This window comes from Thermosynechococcus sp. JY1331 (assembly GCF_031583475.1).
Classification (GTDB): domain Bacteria; phylum Cyanobacteriota; class Cyanobacteriia; order Thermosynechococcales; family Thermosynechococcaceae; genus Thermosynechococcus.
The window spans coordinates 2215951-2239792 of sequence record NZ_CP134180.1 but is presented as its reverse complement, the minus strand read 5'-3'; the positions used below and the strand labels follow the sequence as shown (position 1 = coordinate 2239792).

Genomic DNA, 23842 nt, shown 5'->3' with positions numbered 1-23842 from the left:
ATTAATAATCTTGTTAATCCACAAAGCGGGGTGTCATGCAATAGGGGCATTCTAACCATTCGGGCTGCGCCTCGGCACCGCAGGTACGGCAGGTTAAAGAACTCTTACGTTTGGCCTTGAGTTCTGCCTCTAGTCCAGTGTCCGTAAAGGTGACGCGCTCCACTTCTTCGAGGGTGGTGAGTCCTTCCTTGACTAACCCCAAGCTATAGGCAAGCAGGGTTTTCATGCCCTCTTCGACGGCCGCCTCCTTGATTTGCTCGGTGGGGGCACCTTCGGTAATCAGCCGTTGCAGTCGCTCGGTGATCCGCATAATTTCGTAGACGCCGACCCGTCCTTTGTAGCCCAAACCACCACATTTACTGCAAATGGGTTGGCCAGTTGCCTTAGCCGCTTGAATCTGCTCGGGTGTCAGTTTATTGGCTTTGTAGAGGGTGAGGTTGACATCCTTGGAGGCAGACAAGCCAAAGCGCGCCAGTTCCTCACGGGTGGGTGTATAGGGAATCCGACACTCACTGCATACCCGCCGCATCAGCCGTTGGGCAACAACCCCAATGAGGGAGGCGGAAACCATAAAGGGTTCAATGCCCATTTCCGAGAGGCGGGCAATTGCACTGGGGGCATCGTTAGTGTGCAGGGTTGTCAAGACCAAGTGCCCCGTCAAAGCCGCTTCAATGGCGGTTTTTGCGGTTTCTTTGTCACGGGTTTCGCCCACCAGAATTACATCGGGGTCTTGGCGGAGAAAGGCTCGCAAAATTGAGGCAAAGTCCATGCCTTTTTCGCGAATAACCTGTACCTGCGTTAGGCCGGGGAGCGTGTATTCAATCGGGTCTTCCGCTGTACTGATGTTGACACCGGGACTATTACATTCAGCCAGCGCAGAGTAAAGCGTGGTGGTTTTCCCTGAACCAGTGGGACCTGTAACGAGGATGAGGCCAAAGGGGCGCTTGGTCATCTCCCGCACAATAGCAAGGCTCTCAGGGTCAGTAATCAGCTTGTCGAGACCGAGTTGGGTGGCGGAGTTATCGAGAATCCGCAGTACGACTTTTTCGCCCCAGCGGCTGGGGAGGGTATTCACTCGGAAGTCCACCCGTCGCCCTTGGAACATTTTGCGGATACGACCATCTTGGGGGGCACGCCGCTCGGCAATATCAAGGTCAGCCAAGATTTTGAAGCGGGAAACGACGGCTGGCACGATTTTCTTCGGCAGTGGATCAAAGGCTTGGTGAAGCACCCCATCTTTGCGGAAACGAATCCGCAGGTATTCCTCTTGAGGTTCGATGTGAATGTCGGAAACGCCTTCGGTGAGGGCTTTGGCCAAAATTTTGTTGACAAGGGCAATAATCGGCGCATCTTCTGCACCTTTCAGCGCCTCAGCAAGGTCAACCTCCTGCTCCCCTTCCAGCTCTTCGAGGCTGCCCATGGCTTCGATGTCTTCTTCGATGTTGATGTCACCGATCTCAGCCGGGGCATTTTTGCTAGCGGTGGTTTCAGCTACCTGTTTATTGAGAATCGGGTCAATGAGGCGTTGGTAATCCTCTAGGGTGATCACCATTCGCTTGAGGGTGAGGTTGTGGGCGCGGAGTAAGCGGGTGAGGTTGTCAATGGCTTGGAGGTTATCTGGATCCACCATCGCCACGAGCAGATAGGGGGGATCAGTGTCGAGGTGCTTGGCAATGGGGATGACTTGGTAGGTGCGGCAGGTGTCAATCGGTACAATCGTGTTGATCAGTTCCTCGATTTGCTCGGTGGGGAAACGATTGAGTTCGGGATCGAGGCAATCAACCCCGTAGATCACTTTGAGTTCAAAAAGCTGTTGCTTGTGGTACTGGCGTAACACATCGGGGGGCATGGTGGTGCCCGTAATCTCCTGCAACACGGTTACGAGGGACTTGCCCGTTTTGCGGGCGGTGTTCATGGCTTCCCGCACCTGATCGATACTGGCGTAACCGGAGGCAACAATGGCTCGTTCTGTGGGGCTAGCGGCTCTGCCGCGCACGGTAAGTGCTTTCCGAGAAGAAGATGACGATGTGTTGACCATAGGGCGCGTTAGGGTCTGGATGGCTTGCCTACTATAGTAGCAACAACCTTCCCAGAGATTTCATGGGTATTTTCACGGTTTATGTTTATTGACATTTTTGTTGACAATTCTTGCTATAGACGCTTCGTAACCGCGATCGCCCTCTTTTGCATAGGCTGAAAATTATTTACAATCCTGCGGCACATTAGAAACTATTAGTTATCTGTTCTCCCTGTTAGCGCGTTCTCTTGATTCCGCCATCATCCTGTGGAGGTTTGCCCTATGCGTGTCAAAGACTTGATTTTGCCTGTGCTGGTGGTTGGTTTGGTCTTTGTTGGTTTTGGCGATCGCTTTTTGCCGGCACCTTTGAGTACGGCCAGTGCCAGTACCCGCGAGCAACTGAATGACTTTCTTAAGGGCATGTTTACGGGGTTTTCTGTCTATAACCGCTACCATAAGACGGAGGAGATGATCCGCCAAGCGGAAGGGAAGTAAATGCGCCGCTTTTTGCTCTTTTTACTCTGGATGATCAGCAGCGGGGCGATCGCCCTCTTTTCGGTACAGAATGCAAAAGCGGTGTCGCTGCGATTTTTGTTTTGGCAATCCATTGAGATGCCCCTTGGCTTGCTCTTGATCTTTGTGGCTGCGATCGCCCTCTGGGTGCCCTATTTAGCCCGTCCACTGCGGCGATGAGGTGGCCACACGCGCTGCTCATTCTACTTGTGATTGTTTTGTGCTTGATGGGGCAACCAAGAATTGCGGCCATTCCAGCCTCACCCCTCACCCTAGAAGTCAATCCAGCCGATCCACAAGCCAGTGATGCCGTAACCCCTTTCCGTACGATTGCTGCTGCTTTGGCGTGGGCACAGGCGCACGATCGCCCCACCGACATTTACATTCATGGCGGCATTTATCGGGAGGCATTGGGAACGATTCATCATCGGCAGATGCCCCTGCGACTGGTGGCTCAGGCGGGCGAACGCGTGATTTTGCGGGGCAGTCAACAATGGTCAGATTGGCAAGAAGTCTCCAGCACCCCTAGGTTCACCATTTACCGTCACCCTTGGACACTGGCTTGGGGCTTTTCGGGTAACCCGTGGACAAACTATGGCATTGAGTTACCCCTCGTAGCGCAGCGGGGCGAACTGGTGTGGTGGCGGGATACTCCCCTGCGGCAGCGACTTTCATTTAGGGAATTGCAGGGGGATGATTTCTACGTGGATGATGCAGAGCAGCAACTATATGTGGCATTGCCTGCGGGTATCTCACCCAGTGAATTAGAAGTAGCCGTTCACCGTGAGGCTCTGCGCATTTTAGACAGTGGTTTTATCAGTTTGGTGGGGCTACGCTTTGAGCACTATGGCGGCACATTTAGCCAAGCGGTGCGCATTGAACGCAGCCATGACATTGAGGTTAAAGACTGTACTTTTTGGGGCAATAATTGGGGCGGCCTCGAAAGTCATCAGAGCGATCGCCTGCGGGTGGAACGAACACAGTTTCTGCAAAATGGCTGGCGGGGCATGGCGGGGGTTCATTTGCGGGACTTCACAGTGCAGCAGGTGCTCGTTCAAGGGAATAATTGGCGGGGGGCATGGGCAGGCTTTTACGATTGGGATGCGGGGGATAAGTACTTTCATTTGCGCCGCGCCGTCTTCGATCGCTACCGCGCTATTGAGAATCAAGCGGCCGGTCTGTGGCTTGATACTGATAATCAAAACGTTGAGATTCGGCGATCGCAATTTCTCGGCAATGCCGTTGTCGGTCTTTTCCTCGAGGCGAGCACAGGTCCAGTGACCATTGAAGATTCCTTAATTGCCTATAACTACAGCATTGCCCCGAACTATCTACAAACCCCCGGCATTTTTGGCTGGGCGGCTGCCCATGTTACCCTGCGCCACAACTGGATTTGGGAAAACCAAGGGGCACAAATTGGTGTCCGCGATCCTTCGCCTCGAACCATCACCCTACCCGAAACGGGTGAGGAAGTCACGATGACCTCTCAAGATTGGTACCTAGAGGGGAATTGGATTGGTAGCCGCCAAGAGCAACTCCTGACCACCCTCAAGGGGGAACCCTTCTTGCAAACGCTGAAATTGCAGGATAACCACTGGTGGAGTGAAGCGGCCTATCCCTTTCGCCTAGAGGGGGAAAATCTCACTTGGTCGCAGTGGCAGGAGCAATACGGCAATGCCAGCGATCGCTGGCTCATCCCCTAGAGGCGATCGCGTAACTGATTGACCATCGCTTGAGCCGAAGCCTCATCGACAAACATCCCCAGTTGAATCTTGGTTTGGTCGCCGTTGCCCACCAAAAAGGCATCAGGCACCACAGCTTGGACTTTTTCTAAGTCCGCAGGTTTCTTGTAGGGAGCCAGCACATAGTAGCGACCATTGGGCATTTTTTCCACAAAAAGCTGCGTCGTATGTTCAGGTTCAGCCGGGGTTGGGCTGGCCGTAGGGGTGGGTGAGGCACTGGTTGATGGACTCGCCACAGGTTCCAATTGGGCAAGGGTGCTGCGATTGACATCGGGAAATTCCCGCGCAGTCATATCAGGGCCGACGGGGGGCGTGGGTGATGCTGCTGTTGGCGTTGCAGGTGATTCAGTGGCAACGGGGGCAGGTCGGCGGTTGAACCACCAGAGGGCTGCGCCACTAAAGCCGGCCAGAATGCCAACCACAATTAACCAGCGTTGCACCAGATGTTGACTATTGCTTTCACGCCGTTGGAACCAAGGCCGCTGTTGGTTTTTTCGGGCCTGCTTGAGCAGCTCGCGGGTAGAGGCAAAGGGGCGCTTTGTTCGGGTTGGCGTTTGCGGGGCAGGGGGATCGCTGGCATAGGACTGGGGCAAGAGTTCTGCTAAATCTATGGGATCAAACTCGAAAAATGGATCAGCAAGTTCTTCATTGGTGCGTTCATCGGTGGCTGCTGCTGTCTCAGGGGTGGGGGTCAAAGAATTGACAACGGGAGGAACGGTTTGGGAAGCTGTTTCTGCGGCAGCAGGGGTGACACTCGGTTCTGGGGAAGTTGCAGACTCGGGAACCGGCGGCGCTGCAAAGGGGGAATGGGCTTGTACCATGCGATGGCAGCGATATTGAGTGAGTTCTGCCTCTAAACTAAGGTTGAGGGAAGCCAAAGCCGCTTGCAAACGTTGGCGATCGACGGTGGCAGAGGTCATAGCAATCGCTCCGAAAACAGTGCCCTACAGTCCCTTCACTTAACGCACCACCCCGATGGATTATGCAGCACCCTGTGCAGGTTCCCAACAATGGCACAAGCACCCCTATTGAGCATTTGCATTCCGGCCTATAACCGTCCCCAAGGATTGGCACAAGCGGTTCGCTCAGTTGTCGCAGCCTTGCCCCCTGAGAGCCACGATCCGGTGGAAGTCATTATTATCGATGATTCTGCCACCCCCACAGCAGTAGAGGATTTACTGGCTGGATGGTCAGGCCGCTGGCACTACCAGCACAATGGGCAACGCTTAGGAATGGTGGCCAATTGGAATGCCAGTTTAGCGCAGGCCGCTGGGGAGTTTATCCTGCTGTTGCACGATGATGATTACCTATTGCCCCAAGGGATCACAACGATTCTGGAAACCCTCATCCAATATGGTAGCCAGTTTGATGTCTTTCTCTTTGGGGTGCATTTGGTGGATTCGCATCAACGCTGTTTGCGACGGCAGATACCCCGGCAGCAGACATGGCTCTCGCCAGCTCAAGCCCTTAGGCAATTGCTGCGTCATTCCTCGTTTGTGCGATTTCCCGCATTGATCTGGCGGCGATCGCTCCTCGACAAGGTGGGCTATTTTGATCCCGCCTACGGCGAAACCACAGACCTCTACCAATGGCTACGCTTCTTTGCCCAGAAGGGGGTTTACACGGTTCCCCGCGCCACTGCTGCCTACACGATCCACGATCAAGCCCTGACAATGGGGATGTTTCAAGCCCAGACCTTGGCTACCCTAGGGAATATTTTTGCCGCCGCTGCGAATTTATCGATTCTCTCACCAGCGGAACTGCGGCAGTGCCAGTGTGACTTTTTTCACCAGTTTATCTTGGCGGGAACGTGGCGATTTTTGCGGCGACGGCAGTGGCAACGGGCAGAGGCAGTGTACCAGCTGTTTGATCTACCAGAGGTGATTGCATTGGGGCGATCGCGCCGCTGGCAAGGCTGGCGTTGGCTTTTTGGCGCTTGGCTTTGGCTACTGCGACGGGTTAAATAACTGCCCACCGCACATAGGGCAGCCGCGCTGCCACGTCGTGAATTTTGTCCTGATTGGCCAACAGTTGACCACAGGCATCCCACTGACCCGAAAGGAGCATTTGCCGCGTGCTTTCCGCCATGGTTAGGGGAATGACTTGATCGCCTGCTGTCAAGGTCAGCGCCTGTAAGTCTAGGGTCAGTTCCGTAGTGGGCTGATCTTCTAAGAGAGTTTGCAGTGCTTGTACCTGTTCTGGAGCTGCCGTCAGACAGGGAACCCCCATTGCCAAGCAGTTCCCAGCAAAGATCTCGGCAAAGCTTTCGCTGACAATTGCTTGAATTCCCCAACGGGCGATCGCTTGGGGGGCGTGTTCGCGACTAGAGCCACAGCCAAAATTGGCATTCACCACCAGAATCCGTGCCCCTTGGTACTGAGGCAGGTCAAAAGGGTGTTGCCCCGACTGGCGATCGTCAGCAAAAACGTGTTCCCCAAGGCCATCAAAAGTAACACAGCGGAGAAACCGTGCCGGAATAATGCGATCCGTATCGATATCGTTGCCCCGCAGAGGAAGGCCACGACCGGTAATGCGTTCAATCTTGCTCATAGGTCTATCTTACTGGATTGCGCAGCCTGCCAGTGCATTTTGGGGGAAATTGCCCTGAAGCAGGTTACTCAACAGTAGGGTCGGCGGTTGCGCATGGGGCCAAGCAAAGGCATGGCGAAAGGCGGCTTCCTGACAGGCTTGTAACTCCTTGAAGTTGAGGATGTCGTGGGTGAGCAAGTTTTCGTACTCAAAGGGCAGCCGCACGTTGTGCAGACCCGCGTTGTCGGTACAGATGGCCACGTCCACCCCCGCTTCAAAACAGCGTTCAAAGACGAGGCGTAATTGCGCGTAGCTCTCAAGGGTACCCGTTTGAAAATAGGTGGTGGGGCACACTTCGAGGCATTGACCGGCTGCCGCCACTTCCTTGAGCAGCTCTGGATAGCGCAGGGGAATTTGAATGCCATGACCAATGCGTTGCAGGTAGGGTAGCAATTCGGGATAGCAGCCATTCACCGTTTCGTAGAGGTGGCCAGTGGTTTTAAGACCGCGATCGCGGGCATAGGCATAGAGTTCAATAAATTCCGCCATGCGATCGCCATAGACGCTATCGCCCCCGGCCAAGTCAATGCCACAGACAAACTGCGGAAAACTCGCCGCCAGATCAACAATGGCACGGTTCACCGCATAGGGTAGCCGCGTGTGCATACAGAGAATTTGGCTCGTGACAATCGGGTATTCTGGTACTTGGCAAGCCAGACCCACCGTTTTAACAATGTCGGCCATCTGCTCAATGCGATCGCTCTGGGATCGCTGCGGATCCGTGCGCAGATAGGGGGTATAGCGCAGCTCTAGATAGGCCAAGTTTTCAAAAATATAGGCGCCGCGAATCAAGCGAAAGATGAAATAGGGCAAAGTTTGCGGCGTTTGCACACTCTCCACTAGGGTGTGGAGTTCGAGGTATTCTTCAAGGGATTGGCGGGGGCGAGTATAAAAGGTTTCAAATTCCTCATAGTCAGGAAAGCGATCTGCAAGGGCGCGATCGTTCCGCTGAAAATACCGCCAAAGAATACGCGGTACAACTGAGCCACCCAAATGCCGATGTAGTTCTGCGTACAGTGCCATACGTGCTCCTTGAACTGGCCAAAACGCAATCAATACCTAAGCTGGCCAGAGGGGTCAATGCCCGCACCTCAGCCATCGAAAACAGAACGAAAACAGTGATGAACGAAGGATTAAATTGTTCTAATGTTAACAAATTTTACAAAGGTGGCGCAGGAACCAATGGGCGCAAACGCTAGGATCATTTCGATCTCCAATTGGTTGGGTATCGCGAATGTGGCCTTTTCGGCGGCGAGGACGGCTTCCCCATTCTCTCTCTAGCGGCAATGTCGTCACGATTGCTTTGCAGCTGTACCGTCATCAGGGCAATCGCTACTTTCTTTTGAGCCTTTTTGCCCATGCGTGGTTTTTTCTGCTCACCATTGCCGCCGTGCTGATCGTGGCCGTAGCACTGATTGTTGGGGGGATTCTTGCTGGGGCGATGGATAATGTTGCCCCCTTTCTCCGGCTCACAGGCATTAGTGTCCTCGTGGCTTTGCCCTTTTATCTCTTTGGTTGGACACGGCTAATGGCCAGTGGTGCCCTGCTTTCTCGCCGTATTTACGCTGTCCTGACGGCTCTTGAGGAGTCAGAATCGGCAGCCCGCAGCCTCATTTTTCCCAAAATGCTCAATTACTTGCTGGCGACGTTCATTGTTGGCTTTATTTTGCTCTTGGTCTATGTTGTCTTGGGGGCGATCGGCTACTTAATTTATTTGGTGGCATTCCCCTTAGTGCAATTCCTCGAGCAGAATATCCAAACGGAACCCGCAAGAAGTCTCTTCTTTTTAACTTTTCTGCTCAGTATCCTGTTGCTAGTGCTCCTTGCGCTGTTGGTGATTAGCTACTTTATGGCGCGGCTCTCCCTTGTTGATGTGGTCTTAGCCCTTGAACCGGACTGTACGCCCCTCAAATCCGTTCGGCGCAGTTGGCAACTGACGCAGGGACAGGCATGGCATACCCTAATGGTGTTTTTTGTTGCTTCCCTTGCAACGATTCCCGCCAATCTCCTTGGCAGTATTATCAATAGCGTGGTGATTCTTCCCGTTGCTGGCCTCTTTGTAGGGGTTTTACTCCTGCCCCTCTGGCAAGGGATCAAGGCAGTTCTCTACTGGGATCTCCGAGTCCGCAATGAAGGAGCAGCGTTTCAAGTCCGCCCTGAAGCAGTGAATCCCCTGCGCTGGTTGCGACGGGTCACACTACGCACACCGGAAAGCATCGAGTTGGACTTTGCCCTTGGGGGAATTGGCAGCCGCGTCTTGGCTTGGCTGATTGATCAGGTGATTCTCTACACAGCGCTTGTGCTCTTTTCGCTAACGGCAGGGTACATCTACTTCTATGCCCTTTACCCGTGGCTGATTGAGGTGCTACCCGCTAGTGGTCAGAGTATTGAAGCTTGGAGTTTGGGTATTTATCTATTGGTGATGTTTGCCCTCTACAACGGCTATTACATTTTCTTTGAAACCTACTGGCAGGGACAAACCCCCGGCAAGCGCTATGCAGAAATTCGCGTTGTTCAGGATAATGGCCGCCCCATTGGTCTGCGGGAAGCGACCTTGCGCAGTCTGCTGCAACCCATTGATTTTGCTTTTTTTGGTATAGGGGCATTCCTAGTAGCGTTATGTCGATCAGAAAAACGTTTGGGAGATAGGGTGGCGGGTACCCTTGTGATTCAAGATGAACAGGCGACGCGGTTGGCACCTAAAGCTACAACCCTTCAGCAACCACAGGCGGCTTGGGTGCAGGAGTTGCGATCGCTCGCCCATTGGGAACAGATGACTCCCGAACACTATCTCCTAGTACGCAATTACCTCAACAATCGCGATCGCCTGAGTCCTGTCGGTCGTTATCAAGCGGCTCAAGAGCTGCGCCAGCAATTAGAACCCCTGTTGCTGCCCACCTATCCCGCCAACTGGCCTGCCCTCAGTGCCGAGGACTTCCTAGAAGGTCTATACATGGCCTATCGTCAACAATACCAGTCATCCCCCTAGTGTGAGGCCGTTATGCGTTTGCTGCTGACCCTTGGTTGTAGTCTGACCCTTTTGGGCGCTTTTCCCCTGCTCATGGGTCGGGCGAGTGAAGTGACGATTCAGGCTGCTGCTCCTGTCCCCCAACGCTATCAACTCCTGGGGTTATCCTTTGAAACACCCCTACAATTTTCGCCACCCACTTCTTTTGGTGAAAATGGCGTTGCTGTGGTCTATCCCGCCAATGCCGTACCGGGGGAGCACGAGTTAATGGTGAGCCTGATTAGCCTACCCAAAACAAGCGAGGTACTGGGGGGACTTTCCGATCAGGAGTTGCGCAGTTGGCTACGGTTTACCCAAGTGGGGGGTCCTCTCTCAGCAGCCCCCGCACGCATTGAGCGGCGAATTTTGGGACGGCGAGTCCGTGGTGAACTGTTTTATTATCCAACCCCCCGACCGATTCACCAAGAGTTATATTTGATGCATCTCCAAGGGGGGCAGCGGCTGGTTATTCTCTTTGAAGCCGAAGATCGGGTGCCCTTACCCGTGGTGGAGCAGGTCTTTAACCACGTGGCAGCATCATTGCAGGAATTACCCCCGCGATCGCGAGAATGGAAACGTAGTTTTGAATGGTGGAAAAACCGTTAGATCTTTGAGGGGCAATAGCTATGCACCATGCTCCCCCCGTGTATCTACCCAAAACCCTTCAGTTCACTGAAGAGCAATTCGCAGAGATTATCAAAGCCAATCCTAATCTACGGTTTGAATTAACTGCTGCGGGAGAATTGGTTGTTATGCCCCCTACAGGCGGCGAAACGGGTCGCTACAATGCCGCCCTCACGGCTGACATTAGTCTTTGGAATCGCCAAACTCAACTAGGTGAGGTCTTTGACTCCTCAACGGGATTTCGCCTGCCCAATGGCGCCATTCGCTCACCCGATGTTGCATGGATTACCAAGGAACATTGGCAGCGCCTAACCCCAGAGGAACGCCAAGGCTTTGTGCCTCTTTGCCCCGATTTTGTGATTGAACTCGCATCTGCTAGTGATGACTTGTCCCATTTAAGGGCAAAAATGCAGGAATACATGGACAATGGTTGCCGCCTTGGCTGGTTGATTGTCCCCCAGCAACAAATGGCAGAAATTTATCGCCCCCAGCAAACACCAGAGAGCGTGTCTCTGCCAACAACGCTTTCAGGAGAGGAAATTCTTCCTGACTTTTGCCTTGCATTTTCTCCCTAAGGCCAATGGATAAACCAGTGGAATCTTCGCACTGGAGATATCAATCATGGAACAGACCGTTGCCTGCGCTGAAACGGAAACACTGCGCGTTAGCTCTCTGCGTGCTTTTGCCTACTGTCGGCGGCTATTTTATCTCGAAGAAGTTGAGGAGCTTTATACCCAAAATGAATCCGTCTTTGCGGGGCGGCGGCTCCACGCTGAGCTACAAAAACTAGAACGGGAAGACTGGCAGGAATTTAATCTGGAAAGTGTAGCCCTTGGCTTACGAGGGCGGGTTGATGCACTGCGTACCCTAGAGGGGCATTTGATTCCCTACGAGCACAAAATTGGCCGTTCTTATCGCGATCGCCAGCAGCAGCCCCAAGCTTGGCACAGCGACAGGGTACAAATTCTGGCCTATGCCTGTTTACTAGAAACCGTTCTCGGCGTCACTGTCCCCGAAGGCCGCATTCACTATCACCGCGATAACATCACTGTACGGGTTCCTGTAGATGAGGCAGGCCGCCAACTGGTGCGGGACACAATCGAGCAAGCGCGTCAACTGCGTGCTTCCCTAGAACGTCCCCCTGTCTGTAGCAATGAAAAACTCTGTCTCAACTGCTCCTTGGCACCTGTTTGCCTGCCTGAAGAAGCCCGCCTCGCCCGAGATCCTGAGCATTTACCCCTGCGGTTATTTCCGCGAGATGACGAGCGTGAGATTATCCATGTCACGGCTGGCAAATCGGTAATCAGGCGAGCTGGCGAGCAGCTACGGATTGCCATTGACGATGAACCTGAGCAAAAGCTGCCCATTCAGCAGGTGGGTCAAGTTGTTATCCACAAATTTGCCCAAATTACCACCCCAGCCATTCATCTCTGTGCCTATGAAGATGTCGGTGTTCACTTCATCAGCAGTGGTGGGCGCTATATCGGCAGCATTGACAACCGCAAGGGCAGTATTCAACGGCGTATTCGTCAATATCAAGCCCTGACGAACCCAGACCAATGTTTACGTCTTGCCCAGTTACTGGTGAATTGTCGCGGACAAAGTCAGCGTCGCCTGTTACTCCGAGGACAGCGGAATCGCCAAGATGCTCTGCCTGCATTGCAAGAGACCACTACGCAAATGGATCGGCTCATTAGCAGCATCTCCCACGCCAATTCCCGAGAGGCTCTACGCGGCATTGAAGGCAATCTCGCTGCCCTGTATTTTTCGGGATTGCCCTATCTTTTAGGGGATCAAGTCCCGAAGGAGCTGCGCTTCAACGGTCGCAATCGCCGCCCCCCGAAAGATCGTTTTAATGCGCTGCTCAGTTTTGGCTATGGCATGCTGCTCAAAGACGTAATGAATGCCATTCTTACGGTTGGTCTTGAACCCGCCTTTGGCTTCTATCATCAGCCGCGTACCCAAGCACCACCCCTTGCGTTGGACTTGATGGAAATTTTCCGCGTCCCCCTTGTGGATATGGTCGTTATTGGTTCGATTAACCGTATGCAGTGGAACCTTGACCAATGCTTTGAGGTACGCCGAGATCACGTATGGCTGAGTGACTATGGGCGCCGCAAGTTCATTGAACTCTATGAAGCCCGCAAAGGTGAAACGTGGAAGCACCCAGTAACCAACTACTCGCTCACTTATCGGCGACTCTTGGAGCTGGAAGTGCGTTTGCTTGAAAAGGAATGGTGTGGGGAAGCAGGTCTATTTGGCAAACTCATTTTGCGTTGACCTATGGGTGAATCCAAAAATTGGTACCTCATCTGCTACGACATCCGCGACCCCAAGCGCTGGCGACAGGCTTATAAGCAGTTAGAGGGCTATGGTGAACGATTACAGTTCTCGATTTTTCGCTGTCGTCTCACGCCACGGGAGCGGGAAAAGCTGCGCTGGCAACTGGAAAAAATCCTCACCAAGGAAGACAGTCTCCTAATCGTAGGATTGTGCAGCCAATGCGTTGAGCGGGTATGCGCTTGCAACCGAGCGGGGACATGGCCAATGTCGGAGCAGAACTTCAAAATCTTTTAGCATGCAAGCACCTCTGGACTCAAATATTCTCCGAACGCACTGATATTCAAATACAGCCCCTTGACTAGGTTTGAGAGTTTTTGTTAGATTTAGAGGTGCTTGAAAATCTCTGAACCTATTCCCCAGAGCGGGATCGACAACTGAATACTGACCGAGGCTAAAAATTTTACAGTCACAAAAAAACGAAGTGCCTGAGGTGCTTGAAAAGTGACTGTGCTAAGCTAGTCCTAGAGGCATTTCTAGGGCGCCGCTGTGCCTCTACCTTTGATGCCGTAAGGCGTTGAGCACAGTACGCTGTAGTCGGCCTGTTATCTGACCGCAAGTGCCTCTACCTTTGATGCCGTAAGGCGTTGAGCACGAACTTGCCTACTCTAAGAATATTTTTGTGCAAGACGTGCCTCTACCTTTGATGCCGTAAGGCGTTGAGCACGCAACTGACGCAAAGCCTACTGCTACGTCAACGCCAGTGCCTCTACCTTTGATGCCGTAAGGCGTTGAGCACTACGCTAACGAGTTGATTAGCCTTTCTACCGATCTGTGCCTCTACCTTTGATGCCGTAAGGCGTTGAGCACAGCTAACTGTAGTACTGCATAGGATTGTTGGATTGTGCCTCTACCTTTGATGCCGTAAGGCGTTGAGCACATGATGCTCGCCTTGCTAGGCGTGGGGTCTGGTCGTGCCTCTACCTTTGATGCCGTAAGGCGTTGAGCACCATTATGGGACAAAGTCTAAAAATCTAAAAAAAAGAGAGTGCCTCTACCTTTGATGCCGTAAGGCGTTGAGCACAATCCGAATATCATAAACTTCCCGCCCAAATGTGCCTCTACCTTTGATGCCGTAAGGCGTTGAGCACACCGTAAGGCACAGATAATCGCCTTCCAGCTTCGCGTGCCTCTACCTTTGATGCCGTAAGGCGTTGAGCACTCCTATAAATACGTGCCTCTGCCCTCTGCCCGTGGCGCGTGCCTCTACCTTTGATGCCGTAAGGCGTTGAGCACGAACTTATACTAGTGTTCTGACTTCTGCACTGGCGTGCCTCTACCTTTGATGCCGTAAGGCGTTGAGCACTTTGGTCAACTAAGTTCTGTGGCTGCTCAGGCGGGTGTGCCTCTACCTTTGATGCCGTAAGGCGTTGAGCACCCCAACATGCAGAAACCTTATTATGTAACATCTAATGTGCCTCTACCTTTGATGCCGTAAGGCGTTGAGCACTTAGACTCTTGAGTCTTGTGAGTCTTGAGATCTTTGTGCCTCTACCTTTGATGCCGTAAGGCGTTGAGCACGCTTATTGGTTGCGCTCTAAACCTTTTGAGGTTGATGTGCCTCTACCTTTGATGCCGTAAGGCGTTGAGCACGCCTCTGCCCTCTACTCCTTTACTCCTTGCCGCCGCGTGCCTCTACCTTTGATGCCGTAAGGCGTTGAGCACTTACCTCAATTAAAAGTAATTGGCAACCTCAACTTGAGTGCCTCTACCTTTGATGCCGTAAGGCGTTGAGCACGCCCTCTGGCCGCCTCTGCCCTTGCTTGTCCTTTCGTGCCTCTACCTTTGATGCCGTAAGGCGTTGAGCACAAAGAATTAGAGTTTAATGAAGCAAACTATCGATTATGTGCCTCTACCTTTGATGCCGTAAGGCGTTGAGCACATTTTTTAACGCGGCTTCAATTTCCTGAGCTAATTGTGCCTCTACCTTTGATGCCGTAAGGCGTTGAGCACAGATCTGTCAAGTAGATTAGGCTAGACCATGAAGGCGTGCCTCTACCTTTGATGCCGTAAGGCGTTGAGCACAAGGGCAATAGAAGGACAAGCAAGGACGGCGCCGCGGGTGCCTCTACCTTTGATGCCGTAAGGCGTTGAGCACAAAAAGCAGCTACAACACTGTGGGAGCCAGATATTAGTGCCTCTACCTTTGATGCCGTAAGGCGTTGAGCACATATGAGTGAACAATCAGGGATCTCTGTATTTGGTGCCTCTACCTTTGATGCCGTAAGGCGTTGAGCACTACAGGAGAGTTAATAACAGCGTTAACAGGTAGATGTGCCTCTACCTTTGATGCCGTAAGGCGTTGAGCACTAGTCAATCTGCGCCATCAGATAGAGCAGTATCCGCAGAGTGCCTCTACCTCTGGTGCTGTGGGCTAGCCCAGTGGTTGGTTAACTTTCTTGAATAAAAATAAAAATTTGTATCCAAAAGCTTTTTTGCTCCTTGTGGTTACCTACAGTAGAAATTACAATTTTTGTAAGTTGACAACTATAAGCCATCCATTAGCATGATTCTTGAAACTAGACAGTGGCTACCCTTGGCAGTGCTCCAGAGACCCATAATTGAGGGAAAGCATTCAGATTAGGCGGGGATAATAAGATAGCGTCATGACTAGCCACAATCACTTTCTTGAAATCCATTACAGCTTGCGTGGAAGAACACTGCCAGCAGATCATGGCTATGCATTGTACTCTGCTATTAAAAAACAGTTGCAACAATCGGGGCGGCCAGATCTACCTTCAGATATACCAAGTGATCTTCGCCTTAGCAGTATTGCTGGAATTCCTAACGGTGAGGGAATGATTTATCTAAATCGTGCTTCACGCTTTCGCCTTCGCTGTCCTACAGATCAAGTGCAGACGTGGTATCGCTTTTTCCAGAACCAAGTGTTGGATATTCAGGGGCATCTGATTCGCCTTGTGCAACCTCGAATTACATTGCCAGAGCCTTCAGGAACCCTCGCAGCTCGCCTAGTCACTTTCAAATTAGAAGCAATTGATCACCTAGAAGTGCCCCGCTATTTTTTGGAATCTTGTCAAAAAGGCCTAACTCATTTAGGCATTCAGGGCAGAGCCTTTATTCCCTCTGACGCCAATGGCGACTTAGCACGGCGCACGATTCAAGTGAAAGGCAAAAAAGTCGTAGGCTACCGCGTGATTGTTGAAGATTTAACTCCTGAAGATTCTCTAAAGTTGCAGTGGCATGGGTTGGGTGGACGACAACATTTTGGCTGCGGTTGGTTTTACCCGGTCAAGGAGGAACCAGATGCCGCCTAGTTCTACACCACCAAAACTGGAACCTGATATCTTATTAGCCAAATCTTCGGTTCCGGGAGCAGCAGATTGGCAAGGAGCTTACCATCTTGTGGGTCATACTGCCGCTGTTGTGAAATCAGTCACCAGCCTCGTGGATTGCTTGGGCGATCGCCTGATCGAGCAATTTGGGCTAACCTGTGAATTTAACACCCTGAGGGCAACGGCACGGCTGGCAGCCTATTTACACGACTGGGGCAAGGCCAATCACCAATTTCAAGGGGTGGTAAGGTACTCCCTCAGGGCTTCAAATCCATCCGTGCAGCCTCAACAGAACCCCTTGCAATACCCACAACTAATCCGTCATGAAGTGGGGTCTGTCTTGCTGGCGTGGGAGTTCCGAAACCGGCTTGGCCAATGCCCCAATGCTGACTTGATGACGGCGATCGCCGCAGCAGGAGGACATCACCTCAAATTAGGCGGTCAGCAGGGGCGAAACACCGGTGCACTGGGGGAGATCCGCGAGGGCAGTGGCGACCCTTACCTGTACTGGTATGTCCATCATCCTTCCTTCCACAAGCTGCTTCGCTATGGGGTGAGAACCCTAGGGCTGCCTCAAATCATTCTTTCTTTTGCGTTCTCATCGCGATGGGATATTAAAACAATCAAATGGGATATTAAAACAATCAAAGATAAGCGTGACAAAGTCTTGAATGCTTTCATCGAATGGGAACCAGATCTAGCGTTTCTTGCCGTTGTTAAAGCGCTACTGATTGCAGCAGATGCCATTGGTTCTGCCTCGGCGCAGGTTTCAACGAATATTCAGGAGTGGATTCGATCAGAGCTAGAGAATACCCTCACGGAAGCTGATTTACAAAAGGTCATTGATGCGCGTCGGGGGGAATATCCACTGCGCCCATTTCAGATTGATCTTAAAGACAAGTCGAAACGGGTAACATTGGCACGGGCAGGTTGCGGTACCGGCAAAACCTTGGGGGCTTATAATTGGGCGCTCCGCCACGGCATTGGACGCAAGTTATTTTTCTGCTATCCAACAACCGGCACCAGCACTGAGGGCTTTCTGGGCTATGTTCATAACCAAGTAGAGTCAGAGCTGTTGCACTCTCGGTCGGCTGTTGATTTGGAGTTGGCTTGCACAGGAGAAGAAGAAGACAATGGTGATGGAGCTGTTAATGAGGCCGCTCAGAAATTAGAAGCCTTCAAGGCTTGGGGGGCAAAGGTCAATGTTTGCACTGTGGATACCGTTTTGGGACTCCTGCAATGTCATCGCCGTCCCCTGTACTGCTTTCCAGCTCTTGCCAAGGCTGCTTTCGTCTTTGATGAAGTTCATTGCTATGACGATGCTCTCTTTGGTGCCTTACTGCGATTTCTCAAGGTTGTTAAAGCGCCGATTTTGCTGATGTCTGCCTCATTTCTACCGGCGCAGGTGGCGGCGATTCAGCAGGCAGTGGCAGAGGAAATTGCAATAATTCAAGGCCCTCAAACGCTAGAAGACCTGCCCCGCTATCGTTTCCATGAGCTAGCACAGCCAGATTGGGAGCGGGTTCAGCAAGAACTTGACCAGGGCGGTAGAGTTCTGTGGGTTTGCAATCAGGTCGATACAGCGATCGCCATCTACCAAGAGGCAAAAAAGAGGGGCTTGACGCCTCTCCTTTATCACAGTCGCTTTCGCTATGAAGATCGGGTGAAACACCATCGTGCCGTGGTGGAGGCTTTCCAGCAAGATCAAGCTGTTCTAGCAATTACGACCCAAGTGGCAGAAATGTCTTTGGATCTATCTGCAACCCTCCTTGTGACTCAAGTGGCGGATCCCGCAGGGCTAATTCAGCGATTGGGGCGACTAAATCGCCAATACTGTGGTCATTCCTGTGATGCTCTCTTTTACCCTGACGAAAACGTTGGTTTTCCCTATAAGCAAGGGGACTTAGAGGCAGGCTGGGCACTGGCACGCGCCTTCAAAAAACAAGATGTGAGTCAAAGGCAACTGTCAGACTGGCTCAAGCAAGTGAATATTAACACCAAGCCAAAGGAGCACTGCATCTGGCTAGACGGTCGCTGGCAAACCTACTCTGCTCCCTTGCGTGAAGCAGGCTATACCATTACTGCACTCCTCGAACAAGATCTGGAAAAAATTGCCCCACTGAAGTCGAGTGAATTGCCGCGCTACACCCTTCCCCTCCCTACTAAGAACATCAAAGGTTGGCAGCGCCATAAGAGCGGTTATCTCATTGCCCCTAGAGAGCAGTGGCGCTATTGCCCAGAACTGGGTGCTGTTGAACCTAAGTAGGAGGTGAGTGAGCTTTGAGTCAGTTTACCCTGTCCCTTTTTGACCCTAATTTCCTCCTCCCCCATCGCGCAGGGGTTGCAGGATTGGCTCTAGCCTTATCTGAACTGGAGAACCAACGCAATGATGCTCCATTGGCGTGGAACATTACTGATGAAGCAGTTGAGTTGACATGGAAAGACAGTGATCAAAAGGTTGTGACATGGCTGCTAAAGCAAACCTATCAGATTAATCACCAAGGCTATCTAGAGGTTCCTGCCCTCAAGCTTGATGCACAGGGGCAATACACGTTTACCCAAGGGGTACTCACCACATTCCTCCAGCACAATACGCAGCGCAAACTCAGCAACACTTCTGTCACTCGCACGTTCTTAATTGAGCCGGATCAACCAGAGATCTCGATTGAGGTGAAGCCCCTAGAGAGCTGTTATTACACCAGCGACATCAAGGAGGCCTTTAACAATAAGGGAGCCTTCAAGAAAGAAATTCCCCTGAAGGGAAATCATCTGCCCGGACTGGTGGAATGTTTTGTCAATGGTCCCTATCAAGAATCGCCGCAGGGCTTTCTGGCGTTGCTTTTTTTGCCCCTTGCCTGTGGCTACTACCAACTTCCTCCCCAAACTGTTGGTGGCAAGCTCTCTGCCCGCTCAGCACTGGTGATTCCTGAAGTTCAAAATCTAAAGCACTGGGTTAAGCGCCGTCGGGCGATGTCCGGGTGCACGTATCGAGACTTTCGTAGCAGTGGCGCTGGTGAATCTGCTTTGCACTTTCTACTGCAAGAGAAGGCGATAGAAGAGAGTCAGCAGTTTGGCGTGCACTACTGCGAGGTTTACCAGTTGGGGAAGCAAGTCTGGGATGCCCAGCAAGCTTACCTGAAACAGGCGGTGTATCGCGTAGAGGTTATGGATGAAGTCCTCGAATTGTATGAAGTCGCTCGCCAAGTTTTTCCTGCGCACGTGCGACAAAAGGAGAATGGTGAAACTTGGTTAGCTCTTTCTAAAGCACTGCCTTGGATTTGTGACAATTTAATTGGAGGTCAGCCTTGGTATGCAGGTTTCTTTGAGTTTTACAAACGTAATAAGGCCTATGAACGTGAAGGGTTGGTAAAAATGACTGAATACTTGAATCCTGATGAGCGAGTGCTGTTTGAGGTGGTCCAAGGTGCCTTTAGCGTATACCTGTCTGGGCAATTCAAACAGGCTCAAAAGCAAGGTCGCCAATTAGACTATGGGCAAGTGACCGATAAGGTCATCTACCGATTCCAACGTCCGAGTACGCAACAGGAATTTGCTACTGCATTGGTGGATTTCCTAAGCCAGTTTCGCAGCAAGGCCGCTCGCGATAAAGGCCCGCAAATTGTTCACTGGATTCACCGTGAGGAAAACTGGCGGCGAGCAAGAGATCTGGTACTGCTGGCGATCGCTACCTACCGCAGTAAGAAAGGAGACTCTCTCAACGGTGTCGATATCCCCTTGGAATCAATGGCTGAAGGGGATGTCACAGAAGATGAAATGTTTTCCTTCGCCGATGAATAGTTTCTGTCTCTAATTCAGGAGAAATAACAATGACGAAACATCTTTTTGCAACAATTGTAACGACCACTGCTGTCGCAGCCAACAACCGCGGGGAAGGGGATGGCAGCACCCTCTCAACTTTGCAAAAAATCACCCGTGGCAATCATCAATACACTACTGTGAGTGCAGAAGCGATCCGTTGGGGATTGCGGGAGTATTTTCAAAACCATTACGAAAAAGAGACCAACCGTACATTTAACCCTGAAACCGATCGATATAGCTTCAAAGATGAAAAGTTCAGTGCTGAGAAATATATTGATGATGACTTGTTTGGCTACATGGACGCCAAAAAGGGGAAGGATAATGAAGATGCCACGACCAAACGGCGGGGTGCCCTAGAAATTAGTCGCGCTATGAGTCTCGATCCCTATTGGGGCGATATTGCCTTTGGTTCTAAAGGCGGCGAAAAGGGAAAAACTTCGATTCATAGCACCGAAGTACACTGCACTGCTTATCAATACACGATCGCCCTCACGCCAGAAAGTCTTAAGAAACCGGAACGGGCACTACTCGCCTTGGATGCTATTGACGCTGTCCGTCATGTGGGCGGTAACCATGCCCGCTTTTTGTACGACTTTCATCCAGAGTCCATTGTGCTTCGGATAACCGATGATCCGAGTCCTCGGATTATGGACGTGTTTAAGCGCATTGGCGAATCGGTGGGCTGCCCGCGGCTAGTGCGACTAGTGGAAGTGGGGGATGTGAAGGCTGATGAGCTAATCGTTGGCGGTGAGATTGCCGATACTCCCTATGGTCAGCAGTTAAAGGCATTGGGGGTTCAGGTCTATCGCGGGGTCAAAGAAGAAGCGATCGCCCACGCCAAAGAACAATTAAAGCAACAACTCAAGCTTGAGGTGCCTGTCTAATGCAACTTTACATTGATTGTCCCTGTACCAGTTTTCCCCGCAGCTTTGCCCGTGACTTTAAGGAGACCTACCGCTATCCACCCCCCTCCACGATCTATGGCATGCTCCTTTCCCTGATCGGTGAAGAGAATTTGGATCAACATTGGGGTGTCAAACTGGCCATTGGTATCGTTGGTGCTGACCCGCCCATTTCGCGAATTTTACGCAAACAGCGGCATCACAAGTTCAGTAAGAATCGCCTCGGCACCTATTCCACGAGTAAATTCTCCAAGCCGAATCACCATGAACTGCTCACAGATGTGCAAGTGGTTGTCAAAGTTGATTCGAGTGAGGAAAATGCACCACTGAAGCTGGTTGATCGGCTGGCGATCGCCCTCACCACACCCCAGCAAATTTCCCGCTTTGGTGGCCTGAGTTTGGGGGAGTCGTGGGCACTGGTCAATGGTGTACGCCCCTATCGGGACAACGATGGCTCGATCCGCTGGCTCATTAAAGACAATCGAGGTCTCATTAGCCTGCCCATCTGGATTGATCGTCAGAGCAGCCAAGGAACCTTTCAACGCTTTCGCTTAGGCAACGAATTTGAAGACCATTGCTGGGTCAGGATTCCGCAGCTAACTGTGCCAACCCCAAGATCGCGACCCTCCGCCGCTCGCAGATCTTGATGCCAATCGAGCAAATTGCGGTTTGTTAACAACCTTAGCCTGAGCTGGCCGTCTAGGAGCACTGATTAAAGGCATTGATGCGCCACCAGCGGATATTTTCTGCCTCAAAGCGGCCATCTAAATCCACTCGTACTGAAAAGTCAAACCAAGCAGCGGGGGGAATTTCCATCCCCCACAGGCGATCGCTCCCCAACACAACACTAATCAGGCACTGCAAAAAGCCGCCATGACTAATACACCAAACACACTGCTCATCCCTGTGGCGTCGGAGTTGTTTCCAAGCCTGTTTTGCCCGCTGCCAGGCCATGGCCATTGACTCTGCCTCGGGGACTGGAATCAGGTAGTCACTTTCTTCTAGCTCTTCACAAAGCTCGGGATGCTGCGCCTGCGCCTGTGCCCATGTCAGTCCTGTGAAAATTCCCTGATCAATTTCAATCAGCTCCGCCAACTCTTGAATCTTTAAGTCAGGACAAGGATTCATGAGTGTCGCCGTATCGCGGCAGCGTTGCAGCGGACTGGTGTAAATGGCATGGGGTAAGGGGAGCTTTTCCCGTAAGGCAAGGACTTGCTGCCGTCCTCGTTCTGTGAGGGGTACATCCTGCCGCCCGAGCATGACGCCTGAAGCATTACCAACGGCTTCTCCATGGCGAATCAAAATTAGACGCATAATGTGATTCTCCGGCAATTGGCAAGTGTAACCCCTGATCGCTAAAATTATCCTACTGTGTGGCTGCGCTCTATCCTCAGCCTCAAATTTATTCATATTTCTTGACTGCGTACCTGTGCCTGTAACACTCTCTGCTCCCCCCATCCGTCCTGCTTGGCATGGCCTGATTCACGCCTACCGTGACTTTTTGCCCGTGAGCGATCGCACCCCAGTGGTCACCCTCTATGAAGGCAATACCCCACTGATTCCCGTGCCTCAAATTGCAGCCCGCATTGGCCGCAACGTCGCGGTGTATGTCAAGTACGATGGCCTCAACCCCACAGGGAGCTTCAAAGATCGTGGCATGACCATGGCCATTTCCAAGGCTAAGGAAGCGGGAGCCGAAGCTGTGATTTGTGCCAGCACAGGAAATACCTCGGCCTCAGCAGCGGCCTACGCGAGACGGGCAGGCTTACGGGCCTATGTCTTGGTGCCCGAAGGCTACGTTGCCCAAGGAAAACTGGCCCAGGCGCTCCTCTATGGTGCTGAAGTGATTGCCATTGAGGGCAACTTTGATAAAGCCCTAGAGATTGTGCGCCTCATGGCAGAAACCTATCCCGTAACCTTGGTGAACTCGGTCAATCCCTATCGGCTAGAAGGACAGAAAACCGCCGCCTTTGAGGTGGTGGATAGCTTGGGCAATGCCCCCGATTGGCTGTGTATCCCTATGGGTAATGCAGGAAACATTACTGCCTATTGGATGGGCTTTTGCCAGTATCGTGAGCAAAATCGTTGCGATCGCCTGCCGCGCATGATGGGCTTTCAAGCGGCGGGATCTGCCCCCCTTGTCAAGGGTGAGATTGTCACCCATCCGGAAACGATTGCGACGGCCATTCGTATTGGTAATCCTGCCAACTGGCAACGGGCGATCGCCGTCAAAGAAGCTAGCCAAGGTGCCTTTAATGCCGTCACCGATGAGGAAATCCTCAATGCCTATTGCCTGCTGGCTTCTGAGGAAGGTATCTTCTGTGAACCTGCTAGTGCGGCTTCTGTGGCGGGTCTCTTGAAATTGGCCGATCAGGTGCCCAGTGGCGCCACGGTGGTCTGTGTGCTGACGGGCAATGGTCTCAAGGATCCAGAAACAGCGCTCAAGCAACAGAGCGATCGCTTCCACCGCCACATTGAACCCACTGAGCAAACCGTAGCCAAGGTCATGGGCTTTTAGAAACCGCGTTCCGCTCGCATCAGGTGGCGACTGGCCTTCAAGAGTTGTACTGCGGCTCGATGGGTGGCTAAGCTGGCAACATTGGCGGTGGTGGGTGCAGCTGCTGTCAAGCTGGCAGGTTGGGCTAACTGCTGAGCACGGCTAAACAGATCGCGCACGGTGGGATTGCCCCCACGAAAGTAGGCCATTTCTGCTTCGGTGCGGGTCAACTCACGACTCAGCGGATTGGGCTTTGGCAATATTTCGAAACGTACTCCTTGCCTCCCGCTCAATGGATCGAGGCGCAGCGGATCTAGGACGCCCTATTGCGGCGGGGGCGATCGTCGTCGGTAGAAACATCGAATTGGCAACGTGGGTGTTGAGCCGCTCAAGACGTGTAAACAGCTCCGCCTTTGACCGGTTGAGTCCAAGGAACAGAAGCTTGAGGATCTTAGTGAGCGTTGCCATGTTGATACCATACCAATGTCCCGTGTGTTTG

The 23842-nt window shown here is 52.2% G+C and carries 21 protein-coding genes and 1 CRISPR repeat array; of the genes, 15 read left to right on the top strand and 6 right to left on the bottom strand.

What is annotated here, in order from left to right:
• Positions 1–13 precede the first annotated feature (13 nt).
• Positions 14–2038: a GspE/PulE family protein gene (locus tag RHJ31_RS11005; protein WP_302676616.1), complete on the bottom strand. Its 2025-nt coding sequence runs from the start codon at positions 2036–2038 to the stop codon at positions 14–16.
• A 261-nt stretch (positions 2039–2299) separates the two neighbouring features.
• On the opposite strand from RHJ31_RS11005, the gene RHJ31_RS11000 reads away from it, so the two are divergent.
• From RHJ31_RS11000 to RHJ31_RS10990, 3 genes are read left to right on the top strand one after another with little or no spacing between them, the layout of a single operon-like run.
• Positions 2300–2512, top strand: coding sequence for a hypothetical protein (locus tag RHJ31_RS11000; RefSeq protein ID WP_206201319.1), 213 nt, complete (start codon positions 2300–2302; stop codon positions 2510–2512).
• Entirely contained in the window at positions 2513–2710 is a 198-nt protein-coding gene (locus tag RHJ31_RS10995) for a lipopolysaccharide assembly protein LapA domain-containing protein (protein WP_206201320.1), read from the top strand.
• A gap of 47 nt (positions 2711–2757) precedes the next feature.
• Positions 2758–4233: a right-handed parallel beta-helix repeat-containing protein gene (locus tag RHJ31_RS10990; RefSeq protein ID WP_310445807.1), complete on the top strand. Its 1476-nt coding sequence runs from the start codon at positions 2758–2760 to the stop codon at positions 4231–4233.
• Here the strand turns inward: RHJ31_RS10990 and RHJ31_RS10985 are convergent.
• On the bottom strand, positions 4230–5192 hold the full coding sequence (locus RHJ31_RS10985; protein ID WP_302676614.1) for an SPOR domain-containing protein: 963 nt from the start codon (positions 5190–5192) through the stop codon (positions 4230–4232). The genes RHJ31_RS10990 and RHJ31_RS10985 overlap by 4 nt on opposite strands.
• A 90-nt stretch (positions 5193–5282) precedes the next feature.
• On the opposite strand from RHJ31_RS10985, the gene RHJ31_RS10980 reads away from it, so the two are divergent.
• A complete protein-coding gene (locus RHJ31_RS10980) occupies positions 5283–6239 on the top strand; it encodes a glycosyltransferase family 2 protein (RefSeq protein ID WP_302676613.1) in 957 nt (318 codons plus the stop codon).
• Here the strand turns inward: RHJ31_RS10980 and leuD are convergent.
• Both leuD and RHJ31_RS10970 read right to left on the bottom strand, forming a co-directional pair.
• On the bottom strand, positions 6232–6822 hold the full coding sequence (leuD, locus tag RHJ31_RS10975; RefSeq protein WP_302676612.1) for a 3-isopropylmalate dehydratase small subunit: 591 nt from the start codon (positions 6820–6822) through the stop codon (positions 6232–6234). The genes RHJ31_RS10980 and leuD overlap by 8 nt on opposite strands.
• A 9-nt stretch (positions 6823–6831) precedes the next feature.
• The gene (locus RHJ31_RS10970; protein ID WP_302676611.1) at positions 6832–7884 is read right to left on the bottom strand and encodes an adenosine deaminase; all 1053 of its coding nucleotides are present in this window, start codon (positions 7882–7884) and stop codon (positions 6832–6834) included.
• Between the two features lie 211 nt (positions 7885–8095).
• Here RHJ31_RS10970 and RHJ31_RS10965 point away from each other — a divergent pair, with 211 nt between their 5' ends.
• The 10 genes from RHJ31_RS10965 (at position 8096) to cas5 (ending at position 21493) form a co-directional block, all read left to right on the top strand.
• On the top strand, positions 8096–9850 hold the full coding sequence (locus tag RHJ31_RS10965) for an RDD family protein (RefSeq protein WP_302676610.1): 1755 nt from the start codon (positions 8096–8098) through the stop codon (positions 9848–9850).
• 12 nt (positions 9851–9862) lie between these two features.
• On the top strand, positions 9863–10474 hold the full coding sequence (locus RHJ31_RS10960; RefSeq protein WP_302676609.1) for a hypothetical protein: 612 nt from the start codon (positions 9863–9865) through the stop codon (positions 10472–10474).
• A gap of 20 nt (positions 10475–10494) precedes the next feature.
• Entirely contained in the window at positions 10495–11067 is a 573-nt protein-coding gene (locus RHJ31_RS10955) for a Uma2 family endonuclease (RefSeq protein ID WP_149817833.1), read from the top strand.
• 46 nt (positions 11068–11113) lie between these two features.
• Positions 11114–12772, top strand: coding sequence for a type I-MYXAN CRISPR-associated endonuclease Cas4/Cas1 (locus tag RHJ31_RS10950; RefSeq protein ID WP_302676608.1), 1659 nt, complete (start codon positions 11114–11116; stop codon positions 12770–12772).
• 3 nt (positions 12773–12775) lie between these two features.
• The gene (gene cas2 / locus RHJ31_RS10945) at positions 12776–13069 is read left to right on the top strand and encodes a CRISPR-associated endonuclease Cas2 (RefSeq protein ID WP_149817829.1); all 294 of its coding nucleotides are present in this window, start codon (positions 12776–12778) and stop codon (positions 13067–13069) included.
• A gap of 252 nt (positions 13070–13321) precedes the next feature.
• Positions 13322–15217: a CRISPR direct-repeat array (repeat unit 36 nt; unit sequence GTGCCTCTACCTTTGATGCCGTAAGGCGTTGAGCAC).
• A 221-nt stretch (positions 15218–15438) separates the two neighbouring features.
• A complete protein-coding gene (gene cas6, locus RHJ31_RS10940; protein ID WP_302676607.1) occupies positions 15439–16107 on the top strand; it encodes a type I-MYXAN CRISPR-associated protein Cas6/Cmx6 in 669 nt (222 codons plus the stop codon).
• 88 nt (positions 16108–16195) lie between these two features.
• Complete coding sequence (gene cas3 / locus RHJ31_RS10935; protein WP_302676606.1) at positions 16196–18391, top strand: CRISPR-associated helicase Cas3'; 2196 nt, start codon at positions 16196–16198, stop codon at positions 18389–18391.
• 14 nt (positions 18392–18405) lie between these two features.
• Complete coding sequence (cas8a1, locus tag RHJ31_RS10930; protein ID WP_302676605.1) at positions 18406–19923, top strand: type I-MYXAN CRISPR-associated Cas8a1/Cmx1; 1518 nt, start codon at positions 18406–18408, stop codon at positions 19921–19923.
• 29 nt (positions 19924–19952) lie between these two features.
• Complete coding sequence (cas7i, locus tag RHJ31_RS10925; RefSeq protein ID WP_302676604.1) at positions 19953–20828, top strand: type I-B CRISPR-associated protein Cas7/Cst2/DevR; 876 nt, start codon at positions 19953–19955, stop codon at positions 20826–20828.
• Positions 20828–21493 (top strand): CRISPR-associated protein Cas5, encoded by a 666-nt coding sequence (cas5, locus tag RHJ31_RS10920; RefSeq protein WP_302676603.1) that lies wholly within the window; start codon positions 20828–20830, stop codon positions 21491–21493. The genes cas7i and cas5 overlap by 1 nt, the downstream gene beginning before the upstream one ends.
• 52 nt (positions 21494–21545) lie before the next feature.
• Here cas5 and RHJ31_RS10915 read toward each other — a convergent pair whose 3' ends face one another.
• Positions 21546–22160 carry a histidine phosphatase family protein gene (locus RHJ31_RS10915; protein WP_302676602.1) on the bottom strand — a complete coding sequence of 205 codons (615 nt, stop codon included), beginning with the start codon at positions 22158–22160 and terminating at the stop codon, positions 21546–21548.
• Positions 22161–22275: 115 nt separating this feature from the next.
• On the opposite strand from RHJ31_RS10915, the gene thrC reads away from it, so the two are divergent.
• Positions 22276–23364, top strand: a complete 1089-nt coding sequence (gene thrC, locus RHJ31_RS10910; protein ID WP_302676601.1) for a threonine synthase — start codon at positions 22276–22278, stop codon at positions 23362–23364.
• On the opposite strand, the gene RHJ31_RS10905 is transcribed toward thrC, so the two are convergent.
• Positions 23361–23603, bottom strand: a complete 243-nt coding sequence (locus tag RHJ31_RS10905; protein WP_302676600.1) for a hypothetical protein — start codon at positions 23601–23603, stop codon at positions 23361–23363. The two genes, thrC and RHJ31_RS10905, sit on opposite strands and share 4 nt — an antisense overlap.
• Positions 23604–23842: the final 239 nt, after the last annotated feature.

Excerpts from the sequence above, each read along its gene's own strand:
- RHJ31_RS10915 (WP_302676602.1), bottom strand. The coding sequence starts at position 22,160 with ATGCGTCTAATTTTGATTCGCCATGGAGAAGCCGTTGGTAATGCTTCA.
- RHJ31_RS10950 (WP_302676608.1), top strand. The coding sequence starts at position 11,114 with ATGGAACAGACCGTTGCCTGCGCTGAAACGGAAACACTGCGCGTTAGC.
- RHJ31_RS10985 (WP_302676614.1), bottom strand. The coding sequence starts at position 5,192 with ATGACCTCTGCCACCGTCGATCGCCAACGTTTGCAAGCGGCTTTGGCT.
- RHJ31_RS10960 (WP_302676609.1), top strand. The coding sequence starts at position 9,863 with ATGCGTTTGCTGCTGACCCTTGGTTGTAGTCTGACCCTTTTGGGCGCT.
- cas7i (WP_302676604.1), top strand. The coding sequence starts at position 19,953 with ATGACGAAACATCTTTTTGCAACAATTGTAACGACCACTGCTGTCGCA.
- RHJ31_RS10970 (WP_302676611.1), bottom strand. The coding sequence starts at position 7,884 with ATGGCACTGTACGCAGAACTACATCGGCATTTGGGTGGCTCAGTTGTA.
- RHJ31_RS10955 (WP_149817833.1), top strand. The coding sequence starts at position 10,495 with ATGCACCATGCTCCCCCCGTGTATCTACCCAAAACCCTTCAGTTCACT.
- RHJ31_RS10990 (WP_310445807.1), top strand. The coding sequence starts at position 2,758 with ATGGGGCAACCAAGAATTGCGGCCATTCCAGCCTCACCCCTCACCCTA.
- RHJ31_RS11000 (WP_206201319.1), top strand. The coding sequence starts at position 2,300 with ATGCGTGTCAAAGACTTGATTTTGCCTGTGCTGGTGGTTGGTTTGGTC.
- RHJ31_RS11005 (WP_302676616.1), bottom strand. The coding sequence starts at position 2,038 with ATGGTCAACACATCGTCATCTTCTTCTCGGAAAGCACTTACCGTGCGC.
- RHJ31_RS10995 (WP_206201320.1), top strand. The coding sequence starts at position 2,513 with ATGCGCCGCTTTTTGCTCTTTTTACTCTGGATGATCAGCAGCGGGGCG.
- cas6 (WP_302676607.1), top strand. The coding sequence starts at position 15,439 with ATGACTAGCCACAATCACTTTCTTGAAATCCATTACAGCTTGCGTGGA.
- cas5 (WP_302676603.1), top strand. The coding sequence starts at position 20,828 with ATGCAACTTTACATTGATTGTCCCTGTACCAGTTTTCCCCGCAGCTTT.
- RHJ31_RS10980 (WP_302676613.1), top strand. The coding sequence starts at position 5,283 with ATGGCACAAGCACCCCTATTGAGCATTTGCATTCCGGCCTATAACCGT.
- RHJ31_RS10965 (WP_302676610.1), top strand. The coding sequence starts at position 8,096 with ATGTGGCCTTTTCGGCGGCGAGGACGGCTTCCCCATTCTCTCTCTAGC.
- leuD (WP_302676612.1), bottom strand. The coding sequence starts at position 6,822 with ATGAGCAAGATTGAACGCATTACCGGTCGTGGCCTTCCTCTGCGGGGC.
- cas2 (WP_149817829.1), top strand. The coding sequence starts at position 12,776 with ATGGGTGAATCCAAAAATTGGTACCTCATCTGCTACGACATCCGCGAC.